At 37.8% G+C, this 20,030-nt stretch carries 13 protein-coding genes and 1 tRNA gene; 1 reads left to right on the top strand and 13 read right to left on the bottom strand.

The genetic code is table 11. From position 1 onward, the window contains the following. Positions 1–98 precede the first annotated feature (98 nt). The 5 genes from V7M78_RS20510 to V7M78_RS20530 all read right to left on the bottom strand — a co-directional run bounded on the left by V7M78_RS20510 (position 99) and on the right by V7M78_RS20530 (position 7,844). Positions 99–1,163 carry a response regulator gene (locus V7M78_RS20510; RefSeq protein WP_333652600.1) on the bottom strand — a complete coding sequence of 355 codons (1,065 nt, stop codon included), beginning with the start codon at positions 1,161–1,163 and terminating at the stop codon, positions 99–101. Next, positions 1,160–3,088, bottom strand: a complete 1,929-nt coding sequence (locus V7M78_RS20515; RefSeq protein WP_333652602.1) for a sensor histidine kinase — start codon at positions 3,086–3,088, stop codon at positions 1,160–1,162. The genes V7M78_RS20510 and V7M78_RS20515 overlap by 4 nt, the downstream gene beginning before the upstream one ends. A 497-nt stretch (positions 3,089–3,585) precedes the next feature. Continuing rightward, positions 3,586–4,611, bottom strand: coding sequence for a DNA cytosine methyltransferase (locus tag V7M78_RS20520; RefSeq protein WP_333652604.1), 1,026 nt, complete (start codon positions 4,609–4,611; stop codon positions 3,586–3,588). Further along, entirely contained in the window at positions 4,608–5,708 is a 1,101-nt protein-coding gene (locus V7M78_RS20525; protein WP_333652606.1) for a response regulator transcription factor, read from the bottom strand. Before V7M78_RS20525 ends, V7M78_RS20520 begins: the two co-directional genes overlap by 4 nt. Positions 5,709–5,711: 3 nt before the next feature. Then, positions 5,712–7,844: a sensor histidine kinase gene (locus V7M78_RS20530; RefSeq protein ID WP_333652609.1), complete on the bottom strand. Its 2,133-nt coding sequence runs from the start codon at positions 7,842–7,844 to the stop codon at positions 5,712–5,714. Between the two features lie 74 nt (positions 7,845–7,918). Here V7M78_RS20530 and V7M78_RS20535 point away from each other — a divergent pair, with 74 nt between their 5' ends. Then, positions 7,919–8,380, top strand: a complete 462-nt coding sequence (locus V7M78_RS20535; protein ID WP_333652612.1) for a hypothetical protein — start codon at positions 7,919–7,921, stop codon at positions 8,378–8,380. On the opposite strand, the gene V7M78_RS20540 is transcribed toward V7M78_RS20535, so the two are convergent. The 8 genes from V7M78_RS20540 to V7M78_RS20575 all read right to left on the bottom strand — a co-directional run bounded on the left by V7M78_RS20540 (position 8,377) and on the right by V7M78_RS20575 (position 19,952). Beyond that, positions 8,377–8,793, bottom strand: coding sequence for a very short patch repair endonuclease (locus V7M78_RS20540; RefSeq protein ID WP_333652614.1), 417 nt, complete (start codon positions 8,791–8,793; stop codon positions 8,377–8,379). The two genes, V7M78_RS20535 and V7M78_RS20540, sit on opposite strands and share 4 nt — an antisense overlap. 208 nt (positions 8,794–9,001) lie before the next feature. Further along, positions 9,002–10,849, bottom strand: a complete 1,848-nt coding sequence (locus V7M78_RS20545; protein ID WP_333652617.1) for a DUF1998 domain-containing protein — start codon at positions 10,847–10,849, stop codon at positions 9,002–9,004. Beyond that, on the bottom strand, positions 10,849–14,526 hold the full coding sequence (locus V7M78_RS20550; protein ID WP_333652620.1) for a helicase-related protein: 3,678 nt from the start codon (positions 14,524–14,526) through the stop codon (positions 10,849–10,851). The genes V7M78_RS20545 and V7M78_RS20550 overlap by 1 nt, the downstream gene beginning before the upstream one ends. Beyond that, positions 14,523–17,156 (bottom strand): DrmE family protein, encoded by a 2,634-nt coding sequence (locus V7M78_RS20555; RefSeq protein WP_333652622.1) that lies wholly within the window; start codon positions 17,154–17,156, stop codon positions 14,523–14,525. Before V7M78_RS20555 ends, V7M78_RS20550 begins: the two co-directional genes overlap by 4 nt. Positions 17,157–17,439: 283 nt before the next feature. Beyond that, positions 17,440–17,979 (bottom strand): HNH endonuclease domain-containing protein, encoded by a 540-nt coding sequence (locus V7M78_RS20560; protein WP_333652624.1) that lies wholly within the window; start codon positions 17,977–17,979, stop codon positions 17,440–17,442. After that, the gene (locus V7M78_RS20565) at positions 17,976–18,542 is read right to left on the bottom strand and encodes a hypothetical protein (protein WP_333652626.1); all 567 of its coding nucleotides are present in this window, start codon (positions 18,540–18,542) and stop codon (positions 17,976–17,978) included. The genes V7M78_RS20560 and V7M78_RS20565 overlap by 4 nt, the downstream gene beginning before the upstream one ends. Before the next feature lie 516 nt (positions 18,543–19,058). Further along, positions 19,059–19,427: a hypothetical protein gene (locus V7M78_RS20570; RefSeq protein ID WP_333652628.1), complete on the bottom strand. Its 369-nt coding sequence runs from the start codon at positions 19,425–19,427 to the stop codon at positions 19,059–19,061. Between the two features lie 454 nt (positions 19,428–19,881). After that, positions 19,882–19,952 (bottom strand) — tRNA-Cys (locus tag V7M78_RS20575). Positions 19,953–20,030 lie beyond the last annotated feature (78 nt).

The following is a 20,030-nucleotide window of genomic DNA, read 5'->3' on the forward strand; positions in this document are numbered from 1 at the left end:
GCGATATTATACAACACTACAATAAACGGAGAATAAACGACAAAATTCGACCTATGTATCTCAATACAGAGGCCGAATGAATAAATTATATCATATAGTTATAAGCGATTTTTGAAAATTAACAGCGGCGGGGGAGCATCATCTGAAAAAAGCTGTTCGATTTCCCTTCGAAGCTGCTTCTCTTTCTCTTTTTTTCCCAGCCGTATATATAGATTCAAAAGTCTGTTACAGGCAATTTCATAAAAAGGGTCCAGCTCCAAGGCACGAAGATAGAGCTGTTCCGCATCTTCTTGAAGATTCTGTTCTTCCCGTTTTTCTGCTGCTTTTAAAAAATTGGATATCATACTTTTTTCAAGGGTTTGTGCCTTTCCAAAGGACCACTCATATGCTTTCCCCTGAAAAAGGCTTCCCCGGTAAAGTTCACTCACCCGTTCCAGATCCTTTTCCGTTTTCCACGCAGAATTCTGCAGGTGCTGGAACTCATATAAATCACAGTAAACACGTTTGGAATCCAGAGAAATTTGTTTTCTCGTGGTTATCAGGCAGTCCTCTAAACCATACTGCTGCAAGGCCTTGCGGATATAATAGACAGTGGAATTCAGATTTTTCATGGCCTTATCTAAGGTAAATCCTTCCCACAAAATATCTGCAATTTCATCACGGCTCACACTGCCCTTCCAGACCAGATAGGCAAATAACTCCTCTACCTTTGGCGACCGCCAGCTAATAACCTGTCCGCCTTCCTCCTGTACAGTAACAGAAAATCCTCCAAAGCAGGTAATATACAGACAACTTACTTCACTCTGCTTCATCTTCGTAAGGCGTTTTATGGTTTTAGCCAGACGCTCCCTGCTGATGGGCTTTAGCAGATAATCCGAAGCCTCCAGTTCAAAGGCCTCCAGAGCATACTCCCCATAACCGGTAACAAATACTACGCTTGCAGAACTCCCCCGTTCCAACAGGAGATTGGCAAATTCCATGCCATCCATTTCCGGCATGGTAATATCCAGAAAAACCACATCCACTGAATGTTTTTCTATGTACTCCAGTCCCTCTGCTGCAGTAGCAAAAGAGCCGCAAAGCGTGATACCCCCTGCCTCCGCCAATAAGAGGGAAAGCCGGCTGCGTGCCAGCTCTTCGTCATCTACTATGATTGCTTTCATTTTTGACTTCCTCCTCTTAAACGGCGTATTCTTCCTGTCTTCTTTTCCTTATCCAGGGGAAGGCAAAAGGTTATCCTGGTACCACCGCCTATTACACTGTATACGGTTAAGCCTCTGTTATAAAGCATCTTAAGCCTTTGATTGATATTCCACATACCAATACCGCCTGACTTCGGCTTTTCTTCCAGCAATTCGCTGATTCTGGCTGCTTCGATTCCAACACCATTATCCTCTATGGTAAACACAGCTTCGCCCTGCTGACGCCTTATGGATATGGTTACAGTACCTCCGGCTACGTTATTCATAAGTCCGTGCCGGACCGCATTCTCAACCAGAGGCTGGAGAATAAGGGGCGGTATGGGAATATTCAACGTTTCATCAATGTCATATTCTACCTCCAGCCGATCCCCAAAACGGGTTTTCTCTATATAAAGATATGCTTCCAGCAGTTCCACTTCCTTTCCCAGCGTAGTCATAGCATCTATCCGCTTAAAATCAAAACTACGCCTTAAATACTGGGACAGCTCCACTACCACATCTTCTGCTCTTTCCGGTGCGGTGGCACATAATGCCGCGATGGAATTTAACGCATTATATAAGAAATGAGGGTTAATCTGGGCTCTTAAAAAAGCAATTTCCGCTTCCTGTGTTCGTAAAACAGAAGTTTGGAGCTGTGTAATTGCCGTGAGATAATGCATGGATAACAGCAGGATCATTACAACCGCAAATAACATCATAAATACCTGTGAAAACCTGGAGCTGGCTTTTAATCCCAGGGAGAACAGAATGCTGTCAATGGAATACATATTAACCGTCAATACAGAAACAAACAGCAAAAGCCCTTTCGCTTCTTTTATGTACAAATGTATTGCCTGAACCAACAGTGCCAAAAGTATCACAGTGTTGCATATCATGACTACCTGGTGTATTTCATAATAAACATGAATAGGAAGCACCACCACCGCCAGCAGGTAGAATCCGTACATTATGGATATGATCCTGACAGGGTACAATGGTAAAAGTCCATTTTTAAATCTATGAAAAACCCACAGCAGAGTAATGAAATTTGCTGATAAAAAGAAATCCTTCATTTTAAAAGCCACGGTAAAGGATATGTCGGGGACGAAAAACAAAAGAGGGCGCTGATCTGCCATTCCATTTCCGATTGCAAACAGAAAACAGAACAAAGAAAACAAGGGCAGTATATACTCCTTTACCCCTTTTATCAGGGCGACCACAAAGAAAATCAGGTATAAAAATGCGATGGTCCATAAAATCGCAAAAACTGCCAGCGCCAGCATGTTATTTTTCTGGTGCTGATACAGCATTGCATCTTCTCTTCCAAGTTCCAGAGAGACTGGTATGCCGGAATTCATATATTCAAAATTGGCAACCTGTACAATAATCTCAATGCTCTCGCTGTCATTTTGAAAGAATCCAAGCTTTGGTGTATTCCCGGACTTATAATCTTGTGCCTGGGATGCCGGGATTCCATCTGAAATTAATTCATGACCATTTACAAAGACCTTACTGGAAAAACGGGCGTTTCCCTTTTTTAAACCCAATACTTTACTGGCTGGTGTATGATTTAATATCAATCTATAGGTTGCACATCCAAATGGGGGCAGTATTTTGCCATCTATTTCCTTTCCGTTCCATAGTCCTGGTACCTGCATAAAACCAGAAGGCATTGGATCTTCTAGCTGAAACTCCTCTGGTGAAATCAGTCTGTTCCAGTAAAACTGCCATTCTCCATCAAGATGAATGATCTTCTTCTGCTCTATATTCCAAGCGGATAGATCCATTGTTCCGTTGACTGCATAAAGACCGTCGCTTGTTTGTTCACTCCCGTTAGGAAGTGACATATATAAAAGCGAAAAGAACACAAGTATGACCAAAAAAACTGCAATTGATCGTTTTAGCAAACTGCCTCCTCCATACGTGAATCATTGCAAAGCTCAACCGTCGAGATGTAGATGGAATGAAATGTAACACGTTTTCAATTAGGTTATATTTCTTTGTAAATTTAATGCATGAATAGCTGGTTATAATGACGGGGAAGAAATGAAGGGTGCAGTTGAGACTGCATTCCATTTAATTCTTACATAAAGATCATGACTGACCTATGTATCAACTGTTTATAAAAAATGATTCATTGATATAGGCAGAAAGCGGATGCACCGTGCCAAAAAGCATTATAATTATACATAAGATTCCAAAAATCAGCAAGACGAACTTTGTTTAAAAACAAAGAAGGATGTTTGAAAATAAAGCAAAAACCTCAGAAACCTTGATTCATAAGGATTCTGAGGTTTTAAAGAAAAGATCACCAGATTTGAACTGGATATCGCCCAAAAAACGTAGGAAAAAAGAGGGTTTGGCGTGCCGGGATGGGTTTGCGCAAGCGGGGGGCAAACAATTTTTATATTTCCTTATGCATATTTAAAATATATTCTCCCATTGCTTGAGATAGTAAAACTGGTACTGCATTACCAATTTGCCTCCCGATTTCTTGGGAACCTCCAAAAAAAATATAATTATCCGGAAAGCTTTGTAACGCTGCTGCCTCTCTGAAAGAAATTGCACGATTTTGTATCGGATGTCCAAATCTTCCATTAGAAATACTACAACACTTCGACGTTAAAGTTGGTGAAACCCTATCCCAAAACATGCGCCCATATACATCTGTATGACCATTATAATTAGTGTGGCAATTCAATACTAGTTCTTCCGGCCAAGCACGTCGATCACCGCCATCATGAGGAGTGGCATTCAGCCGTTCTAAATTTATTTCAGATACCCTCGATGCATTATGGTTTGGAATTTCTTCATGTCGTTCACCTGCCATAAGCTCCGGAAACCTCTGTATAGCGTCACGCACCGTTACATAAGGTAAAAGGTTTCTCCCATGTGTAGGCAGAGGAATTGTTGGAACAAAAAACCTCGATGCCATTAATACAAATCGCTTTCTGCTTTGAGGCACACCATAATTTTTTGCATTTACGGTTAAATATGTATAATGAAACCCTAATTGATCCAACAAATCTAAAAAACGTTGTAAAACATCATAACCCCTACTTCTGATTAAAGGTACATTTTCAATCAAAACATGGGCAGGCAACAGTTCTTCTACTATTCTTCCAAATTCATCTAATAAATTGCGTGCCGTATGTGGAATAGGGGATTTTCTTTGTGAACTGAACGGCTGACAAGGTGCGCAGCCCACCATGAGTAAGTTATCATTATCTGCTAAAACCGGAAAATCTGCAACAAGATTTTGAGCTTCCACTTCCTGTATACTATGGCATAAATAAGGAACTCCGTTATTATACTCATAGGTTTCACGACAGGAAGGATTATTATCCAAACCAAAAATTACATCAATACCTGCATTAATGAGCCCTCTCGTTGTCCCCCCCCCCCCACAGAAGAAGTCTATTGCATTCATGGTTTTAATATCCCTTCTGCCCAGTTCATTGTATCCCTATTAGGTACACCTGGACGACATGAATTTAACATATGTGCCCATACTAACTGCTCTCTAAAAGGACTGTCAATTGAAGCCACACGATAATATGTATGTTTTTCTTTATCTATCATTTCGTAGCCGGGAGCGATTTCACTTTTCAAAATCGTATATGATAATTTTTTTAGATTTAATGTTAAATATGGCAATACACCTGTTAACTCTGGCAAAGATACTAATGCATTATTATAACCTTGATTCAATATCTTTGCAAATTTCTCTTGGCGTTTTTTCCTTTCCTTAAATTTACTTCCATCTAACTCATCAGCTGTGAAACTCTCTCCACCTGCAAATCGATTTTTATCTTCACACTCCGCTGTTAGAACTGTTATTTCACGACAATTCCCCAGGTCACAGGAAGGAGATAAAATCACTTGATATTCATCACTACTACCTGGAGAGGAAAGATCTGCCTCTTTACTAACTTTTCGGATTATATCACCAACATATAGCGCATCAGACATGGGGGGATAGATATATTGAACCCATGCCGGAAGTAAATCTGAATTTGTTAACTCCTGTGTAAAATAATTAGCCGCTCGCTTTGCTGTCATATATTTGAAAACACCATCATTGGAAACATTTTTCAAAAGCCCAACCACTTCTAAAGAATTAGTCAGTGCCTTATTCATATCTGACCTTAAACCCTGTATTAAAGGAACAAGAGGGTGCCACTCCTTAAGTACATCAACGACATCTTCCTCGTCTGCTTTAGAAAACTTTTTCAATAAAGGATTCCTGTCTTGACTCGACTCTAAAACAATTGTATCTGCAATAGCCGAAAAAATTATAACCGGACAAAAGTTTTGTTCCCATACTAATTTAAGTAACTCTTTTCCTTCCTCTGCTTCTTCGACATCATACATCCAATCCATTACAATAATATCTGGTTTATATGTTCTTATAATGTCTGTTGCCTGGTCAAAATCACATGAGTAATAATCCCACTCTTCATCCTTGGCAAAATCAATAATTCTTTTAACAGAACTAAGGTTATCTTCTATTAGTAAAAGCTTCACACCTTATACCTCCTCAACTGGAATATCGAAAAAAAATGTTGCGCCATCTAAGTCACCAGGAATAGTAGTAGCAATTTTTCCATTATAGTAACTAAGCAATTCTGTAACAATAACAAGTCCCATGCCTATACCCCGTTTCTTAGATGTAATTCCAGGATTAAATATTTTTTCCGCTTCATCTTTTGGTATTCCAGGTCCATTATCGCTAACTGTGACCTGATATCTCTGATCAGAAATCAATTTTGCAGATACCCTAATCTCTTTTTTGCCTGGAGATTCTTCGTTTAACCAAAAACAAGCATTATCAAATAGATTAATAAATATTGTCTGCAATTCCCCTTCATGCATTTTAACTTTTATATTTTTTTCCACATTGATAACAAAATTAACATCTTTGCTTATTTTTTTACTTTTAACTAAGCGCTTACTAAGCTCAATCATTTCCAATAGATCACATCTATTATTCTCATTTCGCAAATTCTGCCTATATAAGGGTGCAAAGCTATTAGCAACTTCCCTTATACGCTCATGTCCTTTATTTGCATCGTCTAAATATTCATTTGTTCGATCGTCAAAAACAGTTATGTATTCTTTACATCGATTAAGAAATCTTTTAATTGAATTCATCCCCGTTAAAAATTCATGTAGAATTATTATCGCAATCGAACCTAATGAAGCAGTTTGTGCATAATAAACTAATCTTCTACTCAAGTCCGTTAAATTCCGCTCATTCTTTTCATCATATTCCTCAATATATTTAACAATTGTATTCACATCTGAGCCTTTAGCAGCTGCAAGAGTAGCTCTGTTTAATAAGTCTTTCGACGACAACGGTGTAATCAAATCATTTATTGTAGCTCTTTTTTCCTCCAAATGGTCCTTCATACGCTCCACTTGTAATTTATCCACAATATCATATAAAATCTGTATAAACTGTTGATATTCCGTTGTATCAACAAGCTTCTCACGATCAGTAGTATCCTTGATCTCCGGATTGTTCTCTGCTGAAACATATACAATGCCTACTATTTGACTGGTACTAATTCTACGTCCCAAATCGCTAATTCTTTTTGCATCAAGACCCAGCCAATCTCTTGATGCTTCTGATTTCGGTAAGACCAAAACATTATCACGGTAGACAGAAATACCTTTATACTTACTTATAGTTTGTCGAATATCACGTTTTTTAATGTTAAATGTCGTAGACACATCTTCTATGCTTTCTTTATCCAGATCCCACGCTCTAATTTCAAAGGAGAAGGGGCCGCAACTATACTCTCCATTGTTATCTGTAAATAAGCTTAATTGCAAGGGAAATTTTTCTGTATTCCAACTAATAATTCCATTGCTTTTCCTATTTATTTTCTGATCATTATAAAAATAATTCCATTGAATTTCTCCACAATTATTAACTGTACCTTCAATTTTATATTTTGGATTATTTAAAAACATTGCGGGGGTGATAATTACAGGTACAGGGTTTTCAGAATCCTTGATTTTTATTCGAAAGTCATCCGTGGTCTTAAAAGGTGACAATAAACGGGCAAGGTCTTCTTTTAATTGCTCAATCTTTTTATCATTCCAAATTGATTTCAACCCTTTTATTCTTATAATTGTACCTGTTTTACTTCCATTTTCTTCAAATGGGTTAACTGTCGATTCCTTAATAGTCATAAAGCAGTCTTCTAAACTTGATTCACTACTTAGCATATCCCAATCAAACTCTGCTCTCCAACAAGGCTCACTATCACTTTTTGTTACCATTATCATAATTGAGCCTAATCTGGCAGCTGAAAATCGTCCCAAACCTTTATTTCCTGATACAATACGAGTTTGCTTTTTCCCATTCACAATACGTTCAATACTGGGTTTGTTTTTTTTAAATGGGGTGGCTATAGTTGACCATGCAGAATCAATTATTGCCCGTGTCATTCCACATCCATCATCCCTGATATCTATATATGGTTCGCCATTTTTATCAATATTAAAAGATACCTCTACATCTATCGCAAAAGCATCATAACAATTCTTCACGAGTTCAGTTATCGCAACAGTATCATTAGTCACTAAATCGGCACCAAACGCAGTAAATGCTCTTGGATGTATCTTTATAGCTATTTTTTCTGTTTTTGTCATAAATTTACCCTCCCTTGTTTACAATATATAAATAAAAGCATCAGTTAAAAATCTATTTTTGAAAGGTAGTTCTCATGGACAATTGTACAGTACTAATCAATATAAACAGAATTACAGCGTCTGGTCATTTAACACTTCAAAATTTATATGATTATGTGAATATTTCACTTAAGCCCTATGAACAGTTAGGTTTTTTTTCATATAAAACTTTTTCCTCAAAAAAACTTCCTGTTTGGGGAAAAGAAAATCCTCAATGTTTTAGTTCTATTTTGTTAAATGACGCTAAACTACCACTAAATATTTATCAAAATCTATCGCATAAGCAAAAAAATTCTGTTTACTTTAACAAAGAATATTCTGAAGCTATTTCATCCGATAATATTGACATATTGCAAACATTATGTAAAATAAATTCTCCTAAGAGCGGCTTTTATTATTGTGCAAAAAAAACATCATTGCTGGATAGATTTGAACTAGACAAAATAATCAAAAACTGCGATCAGCACGTGTTAATATTTTTAGAAATATATGCTTAATTATTCAATATTTCTAATAAAAGATGTGCTAACCTCTTATTCCTAGTACTAGCCTTAAGTTCGCATTCCCATACAGTAATAACTTTCCAGCCAGCAAATTTCAGCTTTGATATATTATCAATATCTCTCTTTTTATTAGAGGTTAGCTTCTCTTCCCAAAATTCTTTATTATTTTTAGGCCATGAAAACTTCTTGCATTTTTCATGTACATGCCAAAAACAGCCATTAACAAAAATAACACATCTATATTTTTGTAATACAATGTCGGGACAACCAGGTAATTTTTCAACATTTTTACGATATCTTAAACCATTACTAAACAAAAACTTTCGGACAATCTCCTCTGGTTTAGTAGATTTGCTTTTTACTCTTGACATATTATAGCTACGTATTTCTTTAGAATGTACATCCAATAAATATCACCTCAAACAATTATATTTCATTTAATCATCAATTACAATCAGGTTTTAAAGTTTTTACAATAATTAGACAATATTGCATTAACGCTTACAAAGGGTATGCAGCCTAACTACATTCTTCTTTTTTAACTGTCCCCTATGTTTTCAAGCAAGAGTTGTTCACAAACTTATGTAGCGCACGAACTGAAGCAAACGAAATATATTAAAACTTGTTATAGAACCCGATTTGAGGATTCTCATAAGTTCCAATTACAACACCACGATCAAGGAAACCGTTTCTCTCCTCGCAACAAGTTTCAGGCAACAAAGCACAAGTGTGACAAGCTGCAAGATTCAGTGATTCGCGCCCTTGCCCACGGCTCAAAATACAAACAGGATCATTCGAGCAGGTTCTCGCGCCATCAATTGCCCTCTTGAAAATATGAGGAAATGCATCTGCCTTACCTTGTCGTACAAGTCCCCCCAGAGTTCCTTCTGAGTCACCACTTGCGGTATAGATAAATATGCCAGCCATTTGTTTGCCTTCGCTTTCATCCGCGCAATAAAGACGTTCGCTCAGATTGGCAATGCTATATCCGCATTCAAAGCTTAACTGTTTAATAAGTAAATGGGAGATGGTGTGTAATAAAATAAGTTTCGGTGTAATACTCCGTGGATGATTTTGACCAATAAATGATCCGATATAATTGTCGTTTATTTTCTTTGTCCGTTCGAGAACCACAGGATTTTCAACTATCCATTGATCAATATCCGCTTGCTCAAATTCAATAAAAATACCTTCACCTCGTACTTCATAAGCCGGATACCAGCATGTTTCCTGCTCTTTTATATGAACGAATCCATCATCATCTTTACCCAAAATGGGATTTATTCGAGAAAAACCGATCAAAGTATTAACAACCCTCACCTTGTCAATCAAAGATACTGCTTTAATGTGCGGGAGTTTTTGTTGAAAGAGTTCTTTTCTGATTCCTTCTCTGGAGAATTCGCCCAAAGAACCTGCTGGTGTACTTATTTCACCGCTGAGAGCTTCATATTCTTCCACTCGATACTTGACGCTGGTTACATCCGTTTCGACATTGCCTTCATCAAACCACTTGCGTTTTAAGACTGACTCAACGCTTGCCTGCGGTGCACCTATTTCATTAGCTATTTTATTAACCCATTGTATAAAATAATTCGCAAGAATGATATCTCGCAATTTAGGTGCATTAGAAAGTGTTGTTTCACATTCCGAAAAAGCATTGCTTTTTTCAATGCGAGCATTCAGCTTATCGGCATATGGAGGAATAACCAGCGAACTATAGACCACTGGAAAATATACCGAAGATGAGCCGCGCTGAACGGTCCTAGGATAACAGATACACTTTTCTTTAATATGCTTATGCGGATGACCACCTTCACAGCGGAACATTTCATCATCAATATCTTTGTCGAGTTTTTCAAAGCAGTCTTTTTCAAATGCACCTTTAAGAGTGGTATATGCTCCGCAAGAACATGAAATACTCAGGCCTTCAAGTCCCTCTGTACCGGAGGCTCCCGTTTTGAAGAAAAGGGATGGATTTCCGCAGATGGACTTCTTACTTTGCTTATGAACCCATTTTATCCAAGGGAAGTCATTGATATGGCCATGTTCGCAGATCGTCATAATACGGGCAACCACCAAATCCTGTCGGCACCCCATACATTGCATATGTTTTGCCATATAAGGATCGCCCTCAAGTACTCTTGGGTTAGAACGTTTTTGATATTCGGATATCCACTTACTTATCGGCTGAAACTTGCGACATTTAGGGCAAAAATACCATTCCGGGAAACGAGAGTAGGAAATGTTTGTCGGCATAGCAAAATAGTCCACGCCTAATGCTTTGGCGAAACGGTCATCATATATGCGCTGTGTTTCGGTCCATGCTTCAGGTGCGGCGGTGATCAAAGTTTGATCAGGGAAATCCACCATTGCTCCGACACCATATTGAAGTACAGCTTGTGCCGCTCTTACGGAATGGGTAACCTTGTTGAGATCAACCTTATCCTTGATCTTATATTCCATTAGTTTTCCTCCCAAATCACAATTTTTCCAAGAACCTGTGTATCTACATTTCTCATGGAGGTAAGAGTTTCAATTGAATTGTCCCTCCCTGATGAATTGTATTGGCGCAAAAGTCTGCCCATACCAACTCCTGGAGGTGCGACCATAAACCTACGCCCGAAATAGTATGCTTTCTTAGCTTCAGCGGCGGCTTTAGCATTTTTTTGCCATTCATCAACGAATTCTTCTATTTCTGACTTCACATCCGCAATATCATCTTCAAGCCCATTATCGGCACGAACATTAATTTGTTTTATCCTATCAAGAATAAACTGTTCTGTTTCTCGAACAGATTCCGCAAAACAATCTTTGTCAAAATAAACGGCATCCTTATCTTCAGCAAGCCCGGAACGTTGTCTAATTATGGAAGTGACAACAGCGTGTAATGCCCTTTCCCTTGCAGGCTTCGAAAACGGAGTGGCCCCCGTGGGCTCAACAAAACGATAGAATGACTCGTGATAAGATCTGAATCGTTCATAATGCGAGCGATCACGGCTCTTCGTAGCGTCATATTGAATAAACGCCACTCCGGGAAATGAACGTCCCACACGACTGGAAGCTTGTATATATTCACTGGTCAGCTTCGGCTGCCCGATAAGAAGCATTACATTTAGCCTGGCAACGTCGATACCAACTGAAATCATGTTTGTAGCAAGCAAAACATTAGAAGCATAACGTCTGTTATCCATGTTCATTCGCGAATACTCCAGTTTTTCAAGCTTATCCAAAGTTTCATTCAATTCGGTTGTGGTTACACGGCTCGTAAGTTCATCCGCACTAACGATCAGTCGACGAGAAGTGAATAATCTGTTTGCGGTTCTGATAATAAAATCCTTAACGTCATCCTCGACAAGTGTGGATGCCTTACCGAGGTCTCTCAAGCTGTTGAAATATACCGTAAGTGTCCAAAATTTATCCTTAATCTCATCAGGCAGTTTCATCATATGAATTCGTTGCAGAAGTGCAGCCATCGCACGAATTTCCATCATGGCTTTGGTTTTTCCGGAAGGCATCACTCCCACGTATTTGCGTCCGAAAACTCCGTTTTCATAAGATATTTCAGCTTCACGAGCAAAGAAGGAATCGCCTGAATTCAATCCGGGAGCAGGAAACTGTACGACATCACGGTTATAAAGAACCGAGCACTGTTCTTTGGCTCTTCTTATTGTAGCCGTCGAAGCAATAATCTTTGGGCGCACACCTTTTTGACTGCATATCGCATCAACGGCAGTTTCGTAAAGACCAACGATAGTCCCAAGCGCGCCCGAAATGAGATGAAGTTCGTCTTGAATGATGAGTTCGGGGGAACGATTGTCGCTTCCAACGCCAAAGAACGAACCTATGCGCCCGTCCCATGGAAGCATCGCAAATTTATCAACCGTACCGAATAAAAGTGTCGGTGGATTTTCATAAAGTTCTTCATCAATTATTTGAATCGGGAGCCTTGCTGTGAAGTCACAGTCCTCGTGAGTACAGGACATATAAAAGTGCTTGTTATCGCGCATTTTATAGCCCCATAAACCGATAAGTTTTTTATTTTTATCATCTTTAACCAGCTTTGTGCCGCACCACGGACATTTCAAAACTTGAAATTTGTTATGTCGGTCTTTTTCGTTTCTGACATGAAAATGATCTTTTACTGCGAGCAATTTTTTAAGGTGGAAGTTTGCATCGTCGTTTTTATTGGGAATATGGCTGCCTCCGATCCAAAGCCCGATGGTAATCGGCTCTTTCCCCAGCAGATATGAAGGATAAACACTCCTTCTCGCGTCGCAGTCTTGCCGTATGTATTCACAAGCACAGATCAGCGTTGCCGCTCTTGTAAATTGTTGTGCCGCGAGCAACCTTAAAGTATAACGCATAATCACGGCCGTGCCACCGGAATTAGTAAGATTAGTCAAACGCCGATAAAAAATGGTGAAAGCCGTTAAGCCGAGATAAGCCTCTGTTTTTCCGCCGCCTGTGGGAAACCAAATTAAGTCTACAATATCACGTTCAGGTAATTCATCGTTAATAATTGAGTTTATATCCATTAGCATAAATGCTATCTGGAACGGACGCCATCTGCAATCTTTATCGTCCTGTTGACGATAATCCATACTCTGTAAAAGCTCAGCTATTTGCTCATCGCCAGGATAGCGTTCGATATTGGATGTCTGCTGTTGCATGCGGAGATGTATTCTTTGCATAAACATTGCCCTGTTTGCGAGAGCAAAAGCCGAATATGCTTCGGCGTTATCTCTGAGAGTGATTACGCCAGAGTACATTCTTTCATAAGCTCGCCTACACTCTGATACATTTTTTGCTGCTGCAGAGTGATAACGTGAATCAAGCATTACGACAATACTCTCCAGTTCATCAACCCATTCCTTATATAGATCAACAAGACTTTCGAGAATATCAAGTTTTACGTTTTTATCCATTGATTCTAAATCAGACAAATATTTCATAGATAAATGCTCTACCGATACTTTCGTGTTTATCGGTAAATCAAATGTCATTGGTGGTACTTCAGATATAGGGAAGAACTCACTCCAGAGACTTCCAACTCCATTTAAATTTATATCCCAATCAACGGACACACCAAGCCCGGTTCCATAGATTTTTTTATCACGATACAACAGTTCCAATGAACGTTCTTCATTATCCATGTTATTTATATCTGCTTCTGTACTACTCTCCGTAAAAACAAAGTTGTTATCTTCAGACGAAACATATAAAACCGGCTGATAGAGGCAGTGGTAAGCTTTTGCCGGAACCTCAGCCAAATCATTAACAAGCATTACGGTCAAAGACCATATGCCTTCGGTGATTTTCTTTCTTAGTGAAGTTATTTTTGCAAAGGTTCCATCAATTTCTTTATTATTATCAATATAATCTCCATCGGAAAAATTTAGCACAAACTCATGATTATTATGCGGTTCGCGTACATACGCGGACCGGCAAAGCTCCGCCAATCTATAGGCTGGCTGTTTTAGGATATCGTGATCAATTTCAGAAAGCGTGCCGCGCTCGATAATATCTCTGATTTCCTTTTTTTGAACCTGCCTCAATAAATGAAAAGCTCGCTTTTCCTTGTCATAAGCCATGATATGTGCCAATTCTGCAGGCACAACATAATCGGTAGAACCGTCAGGAGGATTGTATGGAACCAAACAATCTGCAATTTTAGCGTTTCTGTAAGTAGCAAACGAAATCTTACCGTGAACAATATCCGGAGTCCCCTTTACAAGAAATGTGATTCCCATTGAAGAGGGCATATACTGTGCAGACAACTCAATTTCTTCATCAAGATTTTCATCGGCGGTTTCATCAAATTCATAGTTACGCTTGCTTTTGTTCTCTGTTTGATCAACTTCATCCGCCTCCGATAAGCCCTCAACAGCCATATCTTCATCTACACCAGATTCCTCAGTTTCGTTGACAGGTACGATTTCATCATTGTCCTGATTTATCTGATTTCCCTGTGGATATAGAATACCGATTGAATATCTACTGGTTGGACTACTGGAAATCAACTCGTGTTCAGAATCAGGAATACCAAACTCTGATCCCGGACCAAGTAGTTCAGCTTTTATCAGATCAATATACTCCTCACGTGCATCAATTAACTGCGCCCGAACGTCTCTGTTTATCATGATATACCCTCCATATCAGAAATAGGTTTGTTGGTAATATTTGTGGGGATCCAAATGGATTCATCTAAAAGTGTCATCGTCTCCAGTTCCAGCATTTCTGACAAGTTCTCAACATTGTTATATACAATCTCAAGTTCGCTTCCTTGCGTCGGTTGGTGACCACTCAGTTTATATTCAATCGCTTTACCAATAAATTTAAGTATTTTTTTACGTTGCCGGCGAACCATTTTGCAAGCGTTGAAGCATCCTGATGTATCATTCAGAAGGTATGTATCCTTTGTCATCTCCGCGATTTGCTGCAAAGTGGATTCTTCTCTTGGACCCACTATATAACTTTCCTCAACGAGCCATTTTCTGATTGATACTTCCGTTAAAGAACAGCCAAAATAATTAAGTTCTTTTGCGAGTTGGCGGTAGGATAAATTATGAGTTTTCTGGTAATTACGCAAAACCTCTTTCCACCACTTTGCTTTTTCAGTCGCATCCAAAACTTCTCTGCTAAGTTTTTTGGAAATTAGTAAAGCTTCATAAACGTTGTCAACAATATTCCGGGTGAAGTCATCCCTCTTAGCAAAGATGAGTCTATCCCCTGCTGAAAGTTTTTCGATATCTGTCTCTGATATAGGCTCTCTGGTATTTAACGGATTATATACAACAGCTTTGTAATACTTAGAAAACATTATCAGTTCTCCTCCGGTAAATCTTCCCATTGCCGATACTTCGGACACAGATGCATTACCACTTCCTGCAAAAACGCCTGCCGTAAACTTTTGTATGTCAAATACGCTGATGGAATCGATATACTCTTCCAAGTCTAAAGACTCACGAGCAAACTGCCCAATCATGTCTTCATCGCCATCCGCTCCATCAGAATCAACATGGCTATAATTATCAACCAAGCCCATTATTGTATTCAATTTCTTCTCAAACTTCTCCGCTTTTTGCCTCTTTTTTTCGAACCAGTAAATTTCACATTCATAGAGTAAAACAATAATATCTGAGGCGGCTTTGCATTTCAGAGCATCAAAATGCTTGCCCGAGAAATCACCGACTACAATAATCTTATCGTAGCTTTGGCTATCATCAAATTGATTGGCAGTCGTTATATAAACACCTTTTCGAGAAAACATCATCGTATCTTTATATAATATTTCGGCATAATATGACTTCGGAATAATTATAGCAACCTTTTCCCCGGAAGTTCTTAGAATCAATTGTTTCAGAACTTGACATTTGGGAGAGTCAGTAAAAATCGACTTATATAAGTTTTCCAGAGCATCCACAATAAAAGCACACTGCAATTCTAAGGAATTCGCACACTTAACAAGTTTCTTTAATTCTTGGATGCGAGAGAAAGGTGATGAAACACCAAACTGCAATTTACCGGATACAATCATCTGTTCCAATGTACCCATTGAAAATACGGCAGTTGTAAATAAATTAAAGATTGAATACGACAGAACAATAAAGTTCTTTTTATGTTCATCATCCCACTCAGATTGCTTAATGGCAAACAGGGCATTACGAATTTTCTGATAAGTATGCCATGAACAACCACCATCAATTATTTTTATTGTCACTTCATTATTAATTATATTGTGTATCTGTTGCTCTAGTTGGAAAGTAAGCGGATTTTTTACTGTTGTAGGCATTGAATTTCGTAATAAAAATTTCTTAGTGCAAGCAAACACAGCAAAGCTTTCTTTTTCGCCGATATAATATTCTGTGTTTTCAGAATGAATACTCATTGTCACATGGGTAAATTTTAGTGATTTTCTATGGATCAAATCTTCAAGTTCTGAAGAACCTTTAGATATTGAATCCGATCCAATTACTATCAAACCAACAACTCTGTTCCCATATTTATCCAGAACCAAATCGCGAGCAATTGACACTTTTCCTGCGATCTTTAGCACCGGCTCTTCTTTTGACGGATTGCTTCCGAACTGATACGGCTCATTGCTGTCGGAATAATACGACGCTGGTACTATGTCCAAGAGTCTTATGCTTTTTCCCTCATCATAATCAATACGTATACCTCTTTGTATACGGTCAAATAATGTACGCTCGGTGACAATGACTGCCGAAATCCCTGTAATGCTGGGAATATCTGATATCTCTTTGCCTGTAATGTATGAAATAAAATCAGAACGGTTTGTCTTTTTTCTTCTAATGCCTCTTCCATCAGTCATATCGGAGGTTCCATTGTAAGGTTTTACTAATCCTTTATTAGTAGCCAGCGGGCACCATTTTGTGGAAAGACCATTTTTACCACGTCCATCTTGTTCAAGCTTCATATAGGTCATTCCGTTCATTGTCTCAAGTCCACGCCATCGATACCGTTCATTTTTATATAAAATCATATCGCCGTCTGCCAAAGAAGATATTATTTCAACAGGATCAGTCTGATCCATTAAGATACAGGCGATGGTCGCTATAATCAAAGACATAATATCAAAGCATATCGATCCCGTGTGTATGGCCACACTCGATGAGCGATCTTCTGAGTTAATTGAGGTAACAAAAAAATTAGCATATTTTTGTATAATCAATTCTTGAGAAATTAAAGAACCCTCAAAATAAATATCACATTTTTCAATCAACCGAAGTAACACTTGCTGATCTATCATATCAGTCTCCCCCCTGGTATGACATAGCCACGGCTTTAAAGGCTATGTACTGATTTTAGATGTATGTATTAAAGTTACTCATTTTTACAAAATTATTAATATAAAGCCCTTTCTAAAAAAATATTGACAGCAGCTCACTATTCTAATTTTATTAATATTCTACGTTATTCTTGGATCATTCCCGTCTAATGTTTTATCTTATTATATTAACCAGGCACATAATTTGTATATTTTCATCTCAATAAAACACATTACATTTATATTACTTTGTATCACAATAAATTCAATCCCTAAATCCCACATTTTTTGCTGCATTATATACAGGCAAAAGAATATTCCTAAGGTTTTCCTTGAACTCTCTTTTCGAAATATCATCTCTGTATAGCTTCACTAACATCTCATTATTATTTACGTGCTCTCTGCTACACTTGATAAATTCCTTATGTATGATATCGTATTTCCACATCATCTGATAAGAAAAATATTCTTTTTCGAATAAAGCAGGAAAATATGTTTTCCAATCCGGGAGATTATTACTCTTGCTACTATTTATACTTTTCGTAGTTGGATGTAAATTCCAGAATTCATCGTGAGCCACATATGACCATGGAATAAAATGATCAATTGACAGTGTCTCTTCTGTTAATACCTTATTTCCATAAATATCAGTAACAGGCACTATTTCCATAATTGTTTTCCAATATTTAATGACCCTATTTAATTTTCTGTTCTGAGGAGCCTCCAACTTATTGGAAATTCCCGGAACATTGGAATTTCTTCTTTGAAGATATATAATCAAATTATATTGAATCCATCCCTTCAATATCTCTTGATTTCTTTTGATATAATACACCATTGGGGGCGTACAAAAATAGAAGTATCCATTCCGCAAATATCAGAAAAATAATATATTAAACGCTTTTCCTGATTCATTTTTAATGCGAGACTTTGTTTTGAAATGTTCCATTCACTCCCGGAAAAGGTTTCAACAAAAGGGGCCTGTAAGCGATAAGGAACATGATACGTCAGTGTCCTTTTCATCTCAGATATCTTCTTATCCTTGCACTGCTTTAAGTAATTAAGAATGTCTGATTTCTTTTCGCTGGTTTTCAGCCCGCTAATTTCATAAATATAACGTACTAAAGCTTCCAATGTATCTGATGGTTCCAAGTTTAATTTATATTCTGATACCATATACCAGGAATCAGCAATCATTTCATTTATTAACTCGTTAAAGGTCAAGGTATCTTTCCCAGAAATCACTTTATTAATAATTGCCTGGAACCAGAACAATTTATACGATTCACTCATCTTATCAAATAATCTGGATAAACATTCGATACTTAAGTCTTCAGAATATGGTAGCCGCATTATAATATTCTCCACTGTAATCACTCCCCCTGAAATTCCTCCAAACTCGCCATATAAGGCCCTAATATCCCGTTAAAATCTTTTATACCAATAAATGTAATTATACCATACTTTACTCCTAAAGCCAAAAATTCCAATATTTTTTTCTTTTTTACAAAAAATATGTACCCACTCAATATCCCCCATGACACTCAGCCATAGGGGATCATAATCAGCATACATTAATTTTATTTTGTGAAATGAATCTTACAAAACCACATTATATCTTTAACTGTAAAAATCGCCGTATCTAAACCAATCGCAGCAGTTCTCACTCTTTTTCCTACATTTAAGCCTTTTTTACATAAGGAAAGTTCACACCAGCCAAGTAAATCGGAACCGTATCAAACTTCTCCCCATGCCCTCCTTTTGTTGGCGCAGCCCTAAACGCCTTATCAATCATCCCTCTTTCCTTAAAAAATACCAATGATTTTGTCCGGTTATCTCCCGTTTTCACTTCAATTCCCCACTTTAAATATTCATGATCTACCACTACAAAGTCCAATTCATAGTCATTATAAATAGAAAAACAAGGTTTATCTCCTCGTATGTCTTCATCTCCTCTATAGTAAAATACATAGGCATGATTTCAATTCCCTCAATGACGAGTATATCACCACACCCCCACTTACCACCGTTACAAACATTCATTGTACATTCTGAATATTGTTTCACAAATATAGAATATATACGTTCACGTTCTTTCTGAGACGGAATATTAGTGCAAAGAATAAACAAGTCAATATCATTTCGTCCCGGCACCAGCTTCACATTTATATCCCCTGTCTGCGCAACACCTTTCGCATCTCTACATTTTGATATTTCATATACTAGTTTATCTTTTGTCAGCAAAACACTCATGTCTGTTTCCCTTCTACTTTCATAATATAATCAACCGTCTGCTACTCTCAATATCTTACAATACTCATAAGGCATATAACTGAAATATCTAAAATCAAATACTTTCCGTAATCAATAAAATCATCTTATCATTTTATCACCTCACCTACAAGTTATCTTTATAATGAACACTTCTAGGAAGTTTGACTGTTGAATAAAACACAACTTCTGCAGTCCATATAGGTTCTATTGGAACCTCCTAGTTTCAGAGTCCAGATACAAAGTAAGATCAAACAGGACATTCCGCTTTAGTTCACTATCTTAGAGATACTACACTAAAGGAGGATATCTTTAATACTATAAAAGCTGTTTTATGATAGCCAAAAATACTTTACATACACTTGCATATTAAAAACTCAAAATAAAAAGTGCTTCAAACCCTTATAAAATAAGAATTTGAAGCACTTTCCAGAAGAGGCGACAACCAGATTTGAACTGGTGATCAGGGTGTTGCAGACCCACGCCTTACCACTTGGCTATGTCGCCATAAAATTATAAAACTAAATCAATGACCCCAACGAGATTCGAACTCGTGTTACCGCCGTGAAAGGGCGATGTCTTAAC

This window comes from Lacrimispora sp., from assembly GCF_036758025.1.
In the GTDB taxonomy this organism is placed as follows: Bacteria; Bacillota; Clostridia; order Lachnospirales; family Lachnospiraceae; genus Lacrimispora.

Coding starts and splice junctions, on each gene's coding strand:
- V7M78_RS20535 (WP_333652612.1), top strand. CDS start 7,919: ATGGACAATTGTACAGTACTAATCAATATAAACAGAATTACAGCGTCT.
- V7M78_RS20570 (WP_333652628.1), bottom strand. CDS start 19,427: ATGAGTGTTTTGCTGACAAAAGATAAACTAGTATATGAAATATCAAAA.
- V7M78_RS20555 (WP_333652622.1), bottom strand. CDS start 17,156: ATGATAGATCAGCAAGTGTTACTTCGGTTGATTGAAAAATGTGATATT.
- V7M78_RS20530 (WP_333652609.1), bottom strand. CDS start 7,844: ATGACAAAAACAGAAAAAATAGCTATAAAGATACATCCAAGAGCATTT.
- V7M78_RS20545 (WP_333652617.1), bottom strand. CDS start 10,849: ATGGAATATAAGATCAAGGATAAGGTTGATCTCAACAAGGTTACCCAT.
- V7M78_RS20510 (WP_333652600.1), bottom strand. CDS start 1,163: ATGAAAGCAATCATAGTAGATGACGAAGAGCTGGCACGCAGCCGGCTT.
- V7M78_RS20550 (WP_333652620.1), bottom strand. CDS start 14,526: ATGATAAACAGAGACGTTCGGGCGCAGTTAATTGATGCACGTGAGGAG.
- V7M78_RS20520 (WP_333652604.1), bottom strand. CDS start 4,611: ATGAATGCAATAGACTTCTTCTGTGGGGGGGGGGGGACAACGAGAGGG.